This is a genomic window from Thioalkalivibrio denitrificans (genome assembly GCF_002000365.1).
In the GTDB taxonomy this organism is placed as follows: Bacteria; Pseudomonadota; Gammaproteobacteria; order Ectothiorhodospirales; family Ectothiorhodospiraceae; genus Thioalkalivibrio_A; species Thioalkalivibrio_A denitrificans.
This window is the reverse complement of sequence record NZ_MVBK01000001.1, coordinates 1-11,441: the sequence shown is the minus strand read 5'-3', so window position 1 is coordinate 11,441 and position 11,441 is coordinate 1. Positions and strand designations below refer to the sequence as shown.

Annotated in this window: 9 protein-coding genes; 3 read left to right on the top strand and 6 right to left on the bottom strand. The window is 66.0% G+C overall.

Features of this window, described 5'->3' with window-relative positions; all coding sequences use genetic code 11:
* Positions 1-168: 168 nt before the first annotated feature.
* Positions 169-669, top strand: coding sequence for a peroxiredoxin family protein (locus B1C78_RS00045; protein WP_077277112.1), 501 nt, complete (start codon positions 169-171; stop codon positions 667-669).
* Positions 666-1,181: a protoporphyrinogen oxidase HemJ gene (gene hemJ, locus B1C78_RS00040; protein ID WP_077277111.1), complete on the top strand. Its 516-nt coding sequence runs from the start codon at positions 666-668 to the stop codon at positions 1,179-1,181. The genes B1C78_RS00045 and hemJ overlap by 4 nt, the downstream gene beginning before the upstream one ends.
* Before the next feature lie 60 nt (positions 1,182-1,241).
* Here the strand turns inward: hemJ and ptsP are convergent, their stop codons facing one another.
* Positions 1,242-3,518, bottom strand: coding sequence for a phosphoenolpyruvate--protein phosphotransferase (ptsP, locus tag B1C78_RS00035; protein ID WP_077277110.1), 2,277 nt, complete (start codon positions 3,516-3,518; stop codon positions 1,242-1,244).
* Positions 3,519-3,941: 423 nt separating this feature from the next.
* Complete coding sequence (locus B1C78_RS00030) at positions 3,942-4,469, bottom strand: RNA pyrophosphohydrolase (RefSeq protein ID WP_077277109.1); 528 nt, start codon at positions 4,467-4,469, stop codon at positions 3,942-3,944.
* A gap of 142 nt (positions 4,470-4,611) precedes the next feature.
* Here B1C78_RS00030 and B1C78_RS00025 point away from each other — a divergent pair, with 142 nt between their 5' ends.
* On the top strand, positions 4,612-5,271 hold the full coding sequence (locus tag B1C78_RS00025) for a histidinol-phosphatase (protein ID WP_077277108.1): 660 nt from the start codon (positions 4,612-4,614) through the stop codon (positions 5,269-5,271).
* Positions 5,272-5,454: 183 nt separating this feature from the next.
* Here the strand turns inward: B1C78_RS00025 and B1C78_RS00020 are convergent, their stop codons facing one another.
* The 4 genes from B1C78_RS00020 to B1C78_RS00005 all read right to left on the bottom strand — a co-directional run bounded on the left by B1C78_RS00020 (position 5,455) and on the right by B1C78_RS00005 (position 11,315).
* Positions 5,455-6,285 carry a methyltransferase domain-containing protein gene (locus B1C78_RS00020; RefSeq protein ID WP_077277107.1) on the bottom strand — a complete coding sequence of 277 codons (831 nt, stop codon included), beginning with the start codon at positions 6,283-6,285 and terminating at the stop codon, positions 5,455-5,457.
* 77 nt (positions 6,286-6,362) lie between these two features.
* A complete protein-coding gene (gene mddA, locus B1C78_RS00015) occupies positions 6,363-7,127 on the bottom strand; it encodes a methanethiol S-methyltransferase (RefSeq protein WP_245795242.1) in 765 nt (254 codons plus the stop codon).
* A 509-nt stretch (positions 7,128-7,636) separates the two neighbouring features.
* Positions 7,637-10,456, bottom strand: a complete 2,820-nt coding sequence (locus B1C78_RS00010; RefSeq protein ID WP_077277106.1) for a PAS domain S-box protein — start codon at positions 10,454-10,456, stop codon at positions 7,637-7,639.
* 103 nt (positions 10,457-10,559) lie between these two features.
* A complete protein-coding gene (locus B1C78_RS00005; RefSeq protein WP_077277105.1) occupies positions 10,560-11,315 on the bottom strand; it encodes a response regulator in 756 nt (251 codons plus the stop codon).
* Positions 11,316-11,441: the final 126 nt, after the last annotated feature.

The following is an 11,441-nucleotide window of genomic DNA, read 5'->3' as shown; positions in this document are numbered from 1 at the left end:
AAAATTGGCCTCGCTCTCCCACGCGGCTCGCTACGGACACCTAAGTCCGACAGGCTCCTAGAATCGGGGGCTCAGCTGCCCGCGGCAGACGAACTTTCCTTAACGCCGGCGGTTCCAACCGGTAATATTCCGCCTTCGGCAACATCCGGTCCCGGGAAGAGACGATCCATGAAGACACGCGACATTCTGGCCATCGCCATCGTGGCCGTGCTGGTCGCCGGGGGGCTTTACCTCTGGCTGGCGCCCGAAGGGCTGCGCCCGGCACCCGACGTCAGCCTGCAGACCCTCAACGGGGAGACGGTTTCCATCCATGGCCTGCGCGGACAGCCGGTACTGGTCACTTTCTGGGCCACCACCTGCCCCAGCTGCATCCGGGAGATGCCCCACCTGGTGGAGCTCCACGAGCGCTACAACGCGCGCGGGCTGGAAGTGGTCGGGATCGCCATGTCCTATGACCGGGCGGACCACGTCAGGGAGGTCGTTGAGACACGCGCCCTACCCTACATCATCGCCCAGGACGTGGACAGCGAGGCCGCTCAGGCCTTCGGCCAGGTCAGGCTGACGCCCACGTCCTTCCTGATCTCGCCCGAGGGGCGCATCGTCTACCAGAAGCTGGGTGATATCGACTGGGACGTCGTGGAGCGTAATCTCGAGCGCTGGCTGGGATGACGGCCTACCTCTGGGCCAAGTCCCTGCACGTGATCTTCATGGTCACGTGGTTCGCCGGCCTGTTCTACCTGCCGCGCCTGTTCGTCTACCACGCCGAGACCCGGGACGATGCCGGGAACGAGCGCTTCAAGGTGATGGAGCGTAAGCTCTTCTGGGGCATCATGACCCCCGGTGCCGTCCTGACCGCCGGGTTCGGCCTGTGGATCATGGCCATGAACCCCCAAGCCTACGTCGCCGGCTGGATGCACCTCAAGCTCCTGCTGGTAGCCCTGTTGATCGCCTACCACATCTGGTGCGGACTGCTGGTGCGGGATTTCAAACGCGACGCCAACCGCCACACCCACCAGTGGTACCGCTGGTTCAACGAGATCCCCGTCTTCATGCTGGTGGGCATCGTGGTGCTGGTGATCGGCCGGCAGGTGATGCCGGCGGTGATTGCGATGGGGGGGGTACTGGGCATCTTCTTCGCCTCTTGGGTGCTTCAGAAGCTAAGGATGAAGGCGGAAGGATGAAGGATGAATGCCGAGCATCCCCCCGCTTCAACCTTCATCCTTCAACCTTCATCCTTTTGTTCACGCCTTCCCCGCCCGTACCAACCCACCCAACCCCGCCTGCACCAGCGCATTGTTGAGCAGGGCGCGGATGGCGGCGGGTTCTTCCATCTCCATGCACTGGGCCAGCAGCTCCTGGGCGCGCTCCTGGGAGAAGCTGCGGATGACCCATTTCACCCGGGCCAGTGAGGCGACGTTGACGCTCAGGGAGTCGATGCCCATGCCGATGAGCAGGATGGCGGCGGCAGGATCGGCGGCCATCTCGCCGCAGATGCTCACCGGCTTGCCGGCCTTGCGGGCGCCGTCGGTCACCTGCTGGAGGGCATGCAGGACGGACGGGTGCAGGGCGTTGTAGAGTTCCGCCACCCGGGTGTTGTTGCGGTCCACAGCCAGCAGGTACTGGATCAGGTCGTTGGAACCCACGGAAAGGAAATCCACCCGCCGGGCCAGGGCCTCGGCCAGGTAGACCGCCGAGGGCACTTCCACCATGACACCCACCTTGGGCATTGGGATCACGTAGTGCTCGTCCAGCAGCTCCTCCCGGGCGCGCTGCAAGAGACGCTGCGCGCCCTTGAGCTCGGCCAGGGAGCTGATCATGGGGAAGAGGATGTTCAGGTTGTTCAAACCCTGGCTGGCCCGCAGCATGGCGCGCAGCTGGGTGAGAAAGATCTCGGGGTGGTCGAGGGTGATGCGGATGCCGCGCCATCCCAGGAAGGGGTTGTCCTCCTTGACCGGGAAATACGGCAGGGCCTTGTCGCCACCCACGTCCAGGGTGCGCAGCGTCACGGGCCTCGGGTCGAACGACGCGAGGATTTCCCGGTAGAGGCCGATCTGCTCCTCCTCGCTGGGAAAGCGATCGCGCACCATGAACGGGACCTCAGTCCGGTACAGCCCGATGCCGTCGGCACCCGACTGCTTGGACGGGTTGATGTCCGCCAGCAGGCCGCTGTTGGCATACACGGGGATGACCACGCCGTCCTGGGTGGTGGCCGGCTCCAGGGCCAGGTTGCGCAGGTTTTCGGTGAGTTCGCGCTCTTCATCCACCAGGCGCTGGAACTCCTGGCGCAGCTCCCGGTTGGGCTCGATGAAGATCTGGCCCCGGTAGCCATCGACCACCACCTCGCGGCCCTCGAGGCGTCCCACCGGGAGATCCGACACACCCATCACCGCCGGGATACCCATGGCGCGCGCCAGGATGGCCACGTGGGACGAACCGGTGCCGCGGGCCGACACTAGCCCCGCCAGGTGTTCCACGGGCACTTCGGCCAGTTGCGTGGCCGTCAGATCCTCGCCGATGAGGATGGTGCGTTCCGGGAACTCGTCCGGGGAGCGATGGCTGGCCACCAGGTGCGCGAGAATGCGCCGGCCGATGTCATGCAGGTCCGTCGCACGCTCGCGCAGATAGGGGTCGTCCATTTCCTCGAAGGTGCGCGAGTTTTCGCGAATGGTGTCTCGCAACGCCGCCGGGGCCCAGTTTCCCTCCCGGATGCGGTCCACGGTGCGCTTGATGATGCTCTCGCTGTTGAGCATCATCACGTACGCATCGAACAGCAGGCGCTCCTCGGCGGGCAGGACACCGGACATGCGTTCCTTGATGACGCGCATTTCGTCCTGGACCCGGTTGACGGCTTCCTTGAACTTGCGGATCTCGTCGTCCACCGAGACCACGGGTTCACGGTCAGGCACCGACTCCAGTTCCGCCGCCACGTAGGCCACCACGGCCGTGCCCAGGGCCACGCCGGAAGCGCCCGGAATACCCGTGATCTGCAGGTTGTGCTGGCGCTCACGGCCCCGGCCGCGGCCGGGGCCAACCTCGCCGGTCAGCTCCGCGTGGCTGATGGCCCCGGCCAGTTGAGCCGCCAGGGTAATGAGCAGCGCCACGTGTTCGTCGTCGAAGCGGCGGCGCTCGCCCTGCTGAACCACCAGCACACCCATGAGCCGGCGATGATGAATGATGGGTACGCCGAGAAAGGCGTGGTAGCGCTCCTCGCCGGTCTCTGGGAAGTACCGGAACCTGGGATGATCCGTAGCGTTGTCCAGGTTGACGGGCTCGGCCCGCTCGGCCACGAGGCCCACCAGGCCCTCGCCCAGTTCCAGTTTCACCTGGCCGATGGAATCGGGATTGAGGCCGTCCGAGGCCATCAGCACCAGGTGCTGGCGGTCCGGCATCATGAGGTAGACAGAACAGACGTCGATGGAGAGGGCGTGCTTGACCCGCTGGACGATGATGTCGAGCGCCTGGGTCAGGTCCTCGGCGGCGCTGACTTCCTGGACAATGCGCCGGAGTATGTCAAGCATCGCCGGCCGCCGCTTCGGAGAAACCCGGGGACGGGAAGGTTTCGGGTTCTCCCTTGCGGAGAACCCGCGGTCTAGTGTCGTGTCCCGTAAATATCTTGCCATTCAGCGCGGCTGTGCGGGCGTGTGGCAAGGCACGCTTGCGCAGGAATGGCCACCCCCTTTCAAGCAAGCGTAACACCGCCACACGCCCGCACAGCCGCGCCCGAAGGGAGCCCCGCAAAAGCGCCAATGCGGCGTTGCGGACTCCATCCCTGGAGTCCGCCCTTCGGGCCGGCCTGCGGCCGTCCCCATCTGCTCCCGGCAGATGGGTGCACACCTTGCCAAGGGCCTGCCATTGCCTGCGGTGTGCGCCTTGCCTTGGCGCTTTTGCGGGGCTCTGAATGGCAAGATATTTGCGGGACACGACACTAGGCTGAACTCGCCTCAAACGCCCCTCCCCCGGCGGTGACTTCTCCAACCGTGCTGGCCCGGTACGCCTTCCGGGAACAGCAACGGCGCCAGTTCGCGCAAGGCACGCCGGTAGACGTGGCGCTTGAAGAACACCACCTCGCGCATGGGGCGCCAGTAATCCACCCAGCGCCAGGAGTCAAACTCAGGGGTGGGTACCGAATCGAGCCGCACGCAGTCCTCGTCACCCACCAGGCGAAGCATGAACCAGATCTGTTTCTGGCCGATGCACACCGGATTGGAGCGGCGCCGGATCAGGTGACGAGGGAGGCGGTAACGCAGCCAGTCCTGCGTACTGCCGATGACCTCCACGTGCTCCGGATGCAGACCGGTCTCTTCCGTCAACTCCCGATACATGGCCTCGAGCGGGCTTTCATCGCGACGAATGCCCCCCTGGGGAAACTGCCACGCCTGCTGGCCGATGCGTTTCCCCCAGAAAAGGCGTCTATCCTGATTGCTCAGAATGATGCCTACATTGGGTCTATATCCATCGCAATCAATCACTTACATTGCCCGCTCGGGAACCCTGCCTTTCGTCGCATTGTTCCACAACCCCGCATCGCGGGCAAATCCCGAAACCGCACCCAAAAGGACGCGATCCGATACAATGCCCGCCGTTCACCGGACACGGACACAGGGGGATTCTGTGACACTGGCCATCTTCGATCTGGACAACACGCTCATCGCCGGCGACAGCGACTACGAATGGGGGCGCTTCCTGACGGACATCGGGGTGGTAGACGAGGCGTCCTACCAGGCCACCAACCGGGCCTTCTACGAGCAGTACAAGGCGGGCACCCTGGATATCCACGAATTCTGCCGGTTCGCCTTCAAACCGCTGGCCGAGCACGACCTGAAGACGCTGCTGGAGTGGCGCGACCGCTTCCTGTCCGAGCGTATCGAGCCCCTGATCCTGCCGGCCGCCGAGGAACTGATCCGGGGCCACCGCGAGGCCGGGCACACGCTGCTGATCATTACCGCCACAAATCTGTTCATCACCGAGCCCATTGCCGCCCGCCTGGGGGTGGACGACCTGCTGGCCACGGAACCGGAGTTCCGGGACGGGCGCTACACCGGCGAGTTGCGAGGCGTCCCGTGCTTTCAGGACGGCAAGGTCAGGCGGCTGGAAGCCTGGCTCGAGAACAACGCGGAGACCATGAAGGGCAGCTGGTTCTACAGCGACTCCCAGAACGACATCCCCCTCCTGGAGCGCGTGGACAACCCGGTTGCGGTGGATCCGGACGAGGTCCTGGGCGATCACGCCGCCGCCCGGGACTGGCCGATTATCTCGCTGCGCGAGTCGTAGGTCGGCCTTCAGGCCGACGGAGGTGCCTATCGAGGCCACGCCGTCGGCCTGAAGGCCGACCTACCTGGGGGCCACCAGTGTCCAGTGGCAAGTCCCCCTCCCCGACCCGTTTTCTCCCTCCCCCTCAGGGGGAGGGCCGGGGTGAGGGTGGTCTTCCTTGCCACTTGCCACTTGCGCCTTCCTTTACATCCGCCTGGCGTAGAAGTTCACCCCCTGGATGAACAGATCCTTCGCCACCTTGACCTCGGCGGAGGTGTCGCGGAAGCAGTCGAAGCGCTGCACCACGCGTCCGTCCACAAGCCCCGCCTCGGCGGCCAGCAGGGGGATCTCCGTCTCCACCATCGCGCCCGCGACGCAGGCGGCCCACAGATCCGGGTTCTCGCGCGCATCGAGGGTCAGTTCCCGCTGCACCACGACGTCGGCCAGATACAGCCGCCCGCCCGGGCGCAGCACCCGGGCAATCTCGCGAAACACGCGGGTCTTGTCCGGCGCCAGGTTGACCACGCCGTTGGAGATCACCAGGTCGACGCTGGCATCGTCCACCGGCAGGTTCTCCATGTAGCCGGCGCGGATCTGTACGCGCTCGACGAGCCTCGCCAGTTCCGCCGAGGCCTGCGCACAGGCGCGCATGGCGGGCGTCATGTCCACGCCGATGGCGCGGCCGTGCGGGCCCACCTTGCGGGCGGCGAGCAGCAGGTCCATGCCGGCGCCGCAGGCGTGATCGAGCACAGTCTCGCCCGGGTAGGGGCCGGCCTGGGACGGATCGATGCCCGGCAGCCCTGCGAGCACCGTGGCGATGCGCAGCGGATTGCCGACACCGGCAAATCGTGCCGTGCAGGACTCGGGCAGTTGCGCCAGTTCCTGCGCATCGTAACCCAGGTAATCCACCGCGTAGCGGGGGCCGCGATGGAAGTGGAAGTTGCCGTGCGGGTCACGCGCGACGCGGTCATAGGTGCGAAGGACCTCTTCGCGCAGGTGTTCGACGTCGAAATGGATAGGGGATGTTGCGGCCATGGTTGCAGTCCTCTTTGAAGTGAGAAGTACGAATCGGGAAGTGGGAATTGGGGCCGGCCGGAGCCGGCCCCGGTCGGTCACACAGTCTCCGCAGCGGGATTACCGGGATTGCGGCTCTTGCGCAGGCGCGGCACCAACATGGGTACGCGGCGGCGGTAGCCGGCGTATTCCGGATGGGCGTCCATCAGGTCGCGCTCCTCGAGCCGGATGGCGATGAGGATGTAGGCGGTGGTCATGACCGCGAACACCAGATGCGCCACGGTCATCACCGGCGTGGCCCAGAAGGCGAACAGCCAGCCCACGTACAGGGGATGGCGCACGACGCGGTAAAGCGCGGGGGTCTTGAACGCGAGCGCGGTGTAAGGACGTCCGATCAGGTACAGCCAGGCCTGGCGCAGACCGAACAGGTCGAAGTGGTTGATCAGGAAAGTGGCGAGCAGCACCAGCCCCCAGCCGAAGGCGAAACCGCCGTACAACAGCGCCTGACCGACCGGGTCCGTCACCTGCCAGATCACGCCGCCCATGGGCTCCCAGTTGGCGAACAGCACGATCAGGGCGAGGCTCGAGATCAGCACGTAGGTGCTGCGCTCGGCCGCCTTCGGGATGTACCGGGTGATCCAGCGCTTGAAGACGGGACGCGCCATGACACTGTGCTGTACCGCGAACAGGCCCAGCAGCCCCAGGTTTACCAGCAGGGCCTGCCAAAGGGGCACCGCCGGGATGCCGTCGATGGCTCGCGGCACGAACAGGTTGCCGACGAAACCGATGGCGTAGAGAAAGGTGGCGAAGAAGATGGCGTAGCAGGTCACGCCATAGCCGAAGACCAGAATGCGCTTGAGCATGGTTGAATCCTCCATCACGGGTTTGCCGGGATCGCGGCGGATCCGCGTCCCGTTGATGGAGAGCATGGGCCACGCGTGCAACGGGGCCGTTGGGGATGTGTATCCGGAATGTTGCGGAATGGTTTGCGGGGAAATTGAAGTGGGAAGTGGGAAGTGGGAAGTGGGAAGTGGGAAAGTGGGAATGAAACCACCCTCACCCCGGCCCTCAAATTCCGGACGTCCTGTCCTCCACCCTTCGGGCCAGCCTGTCGGCTGTTCAAATCCGCTCCCGGCGGATTTGTCCTGAGGGAGAGGGAGAAAAGCGGTAGCGTCCTGTCCAATCTGTAAACAAGGTTACCGGTTTCAACCGGCTCGTTCGTCCTCCCCGATGCAAATTACCTGTAAACCATGTGCCCGGTTAAATCTGTAAACGATGGTACCGGTCTCTACCTGTTGTTCCCCTCCCCCTCATGGGGGAGGGTCAGGGTGGGGGTAGTTTGATTCCCACTTCCCAATTCTCACTTCCCACTTCAAGAGAGTGTCGCCTCAAGCACCCGCCGCAACGCCTCAATGTTCACGGGCTTGCGCAGCAGCGCCCGCACGCCGGCCTCGTCCAGGGCAGATTCGGCCAGGTCCTCGCTGTATCCGGTATAGAGGACCACGGGCACCGACGGTGCGTGGTCGCGGATCCAGGCCGCCACCTCCAGGCCCGAGAGGCCGGGCATGGCGCGATCCAGCAGGGCCAATTGAAACGGCCCATCGGTTTGCAGAAGGCGCCGGGCCTCCAGGCCGTCAAAGGCGCGTACCACGTCGAGCCCCCAGTCGCGCAACAGTTCCTCCATGAAGGCACCGGCGGAGGGATCGTCGTCGGCCAGCAGCACCCGCCCGTGCAGGGCCGAGGCGACCTCCACGCCCTGACGCGAGCCGACTGCGGCCTCATTCCTGCCGTCCGGTACCTCTGCCAGCGCGGGCAGCAGCACCCGGAACTCGGCCCCCGTTCCGGGTGCCGTGACCAGCTCCACGTGTCCGCCGTGCTCATGGGCAATGCCGTGGACCGTGGCCAGTCCCATGCCGCTGCCCTGCCCCGGCCCCTTGGTCGTGTAGAAGGGGTCGAAGATGCGATCCAGGTGTTCGGGCGCGATGCCGGGACCCTCGTCACCCACGGAGAGTTCCACGAAGTCGCCCTGCACGGGCTCCCGGCATGAGGCGCACACGCCGTGCACACCGGACCGGTGGCGCAGGCGTACATGAATGGCACCCCGGCCGCCCATGGCATCACGGGCATTGATGCACAGGTTCATCAACACCTGTTCCACCTGCACGGGGTCGGCGCGCACCGCGGGCACCCGCGCGTTCAGTTCCGTGACCAGCGAGACGGTGGCGGGCAAGGTGGAGCGCAACAGTTTGATGGCCTCCTTGACGAGGGGGACGGGATCCAGCGGCCGCGGGTCGCCGCGCTGGCCGCGGCTGAAAGTGAGCATCTGCTGGATGAGGTCGCGCGCACGTACCGCCGACTCCGAGGCCCGCTCCAGGTACTGAAGCAGTTTGGCGTCGCCGCCCGCCGCGGCACGCTCCTGGGCCAGCACCACGTAACCCATGACGCCGGTCAGAATGTTGTTGAAATCGTGGGCGATGCCGCCGGTCAGGTGGCCAATGGCCTCCATCTTCTGTGCCTGGCGAAGCTGCGTTTCCAGCTGCGTGCGGGCGGTCTCGGCACGGTGGCGCTCGGTGATGTCGCGCAGGTAACCGATGAACAGGTCCTCTTCCCCGGAGCGCACCACGTCGATGGCCAGTTCGGCGGGAAACTCGCTGCCGTCGGCACGCTGCGCCGTGACCTCGACACGCTTGCCAAGATACGGCCCCTCGCCGGTGGCGCGAAAGTGCGCAAGACCCGCATGATGGGACGCGCGAAAACGCTCGGGAATGATCAGATCGGCCAGCACCCTGCCCATCACCTCTGCGCGCCGGTGGCCGAAGCACTGTTCCGCGGCGGGGTTGAACTCCGTGATCCGGCCCTCGGTGTCCATGCCGATGATGCAGTCCAGCGAGGCTTCCACCGTGGCGCGCAGCCGATCCTCACTGCGCCTGAGCGCCTCCTCGCGTTCCTTGCGCTCGGTGATCTCGCGGGTGATGGCGACGATGCGCTCGACACCGCCGAGATTGACGCGCTTGAGCCAGACCTCGTCCCAGTGCAGCGAGCCGTCGCGATTGCGCCGGTGCCACTCAAAGCGCGGGCGCTCGCCGTGCCGGGCCCGGTCGATCAGCCGCGCCGCCTCCGCGCCCGTGTAGGGCGGCACCCCCGAACTCAACTGATCCACCGTGAGGTGCAGCATCTCATCGCGGCTGTACCCGAGCGCCAGGCAGGCCTTGGGATTGACGTCGACGATGGCGCCCGTATCCAGGTCATGGATGTAGATGGCGTCCTCGCTCGCCTCGATGATCGCCCGGTAGCTCAGTTCGCTGGCGCGGCGGACCTCCTCGGCGGCCATGCGTTCCAGTTCGGCGGCGGCCCGTACCGAGAAGATGCGCAGGATGGACTCGATGAACTCGGCATCCGGCAGCCGGCTGCCGTGCAGCACGGCGATCAGGCCGGTCGGCTCGCCCGCGGAATCGAACAGGGGGTAGCCGGCATAGCTGTGCATGTCCAGTTCCGCGAACATGCTGTCCCCGGGGAAGCGACTCTGGATGCCGTCAGGGATGTACAGGAAGCTGCGCCCCACCACATGGGCGCAGGGTGTGCCCTCAAGTGCATACTCCACGGGGCCTGCCCGCTCCCCCCGAAGACACACGGCCAGGGCCTGGATGCGCACCGGCTCTTCGCCGACGCGCTTGCCCACCATGGCCACATCGGCGCCCAGGGTCTCGGCCACGGAGCAGGCGATCTCGGCCAGCACGTCGCCGCCCGCGGCAGCCGAGACGTCCATGGCCACCTTGCGCAGCGCCTCCTCGGTACGCTTGCGCGCGGTGATGTCCGTGGAAATGCCGCACACGGCGTAGATCCGTCCGTCGGCATCGCGCAGCGGAAACTTGAGCGACAGGAAGCTGTGCTCGCCATCCGGAAGCCGGTAGGTCTCCTCGAACTCCACCGGCTCGCCGCGTTCAAACACGCGGCGATCGTTCTCGCGAAAACGCTCCGCCACCCCGCGCGGCACCACCTCCGTTTCGGGGCGGCCAAGAACCTGCTCCGCCGTGCGGCCCACCACCTCGAGAAAGCGGCGATTGACCAGCAGGTAGCGGCCCTCCCGATCCTTGACGAAGATGACCGCCGTGGTGTTGTCGAGGATCTCCTGAAGCGGGGCCTCGCGCCCGGCCATGGTCTGCCCGTCGGCCCGGGAATCTGTCACTTCCATGGATTCACCCCGCTCGGTTCACAAAGCCCTTGGGCGCAGTGTATCAACGGCCTCCCCGCACGAGAGGCTCGATAACAATTGCGCAACAATTGAAACGCTGCCGTTACGCGGCGGGATTCGGGCGTGACACCGGGGCCGGCACGTACATGTAGCCGACGCCCCGCACCGTGCGCAGCACGCGGGGATGTTCCGGATCCACCTCGAGCTTGCGGCGCAGGCGCGTCATGTGGATGTCGATGCTGCGATCGGCAGGATCCCACTCGCGGTTGCGGGTGAGCTGCATGAGCTGGTCCCGGGAGAGCGGGCGGTTGGGGCGGGCGGCGAACACGTTCAGGAGATCGAACTCCATGGCGGTGAGCGGCAGCTCGCCGCCGTCGGCATCCAGAAGTTGGCGGGTGTCCAGATCGAGCTGGCAACGCCCCATGACGACCCGCCGCGTGCCCTGCACGGATGCCCCGGCGGCGGCCTGGCTGATGGCCGACGGGCGCTGGTAGCGGCGCAGCACGCTCTTAAGGCGGGCTCGCAGCTCACGCGGATCAAAGGGCTTGGTGATGTAGTCATCGGCCCCGACCTCGAGGCCCACGATGCGGTCCACCGTCTCACCCGCCCCCGAGACGATGATGATGCCCAGGTCGAACTGCTCGCGCAGAAAACGTGCCAGCGACAGGCCGTCCTCGCCGGGCAGGCCCACGTCCAGCAGCACCACCTGCGGCACTTGCCGGGCCACCGCTTCGCGAAGCGCGGCGCCGCTGGCCGCCTCGATCACCGCATAGCCGTGCTCGGAGAGATAGTCGCTCAACAACGAGCGCACCTGGGGATCATCGTCCACGACGAGCACGGTCACGGTGTCTTCTGTCACCGGTATCACCCGCGAAAGATGGGGGAAATGCTGGAACTATAGCAAGTCGCGGGGAAGTGGGAAGTGAGAATTGGGAAGTGGGAAGGAAGGCCCCCTCCCTGGCCCTCCCCCGCAAGCGGGGGAGGG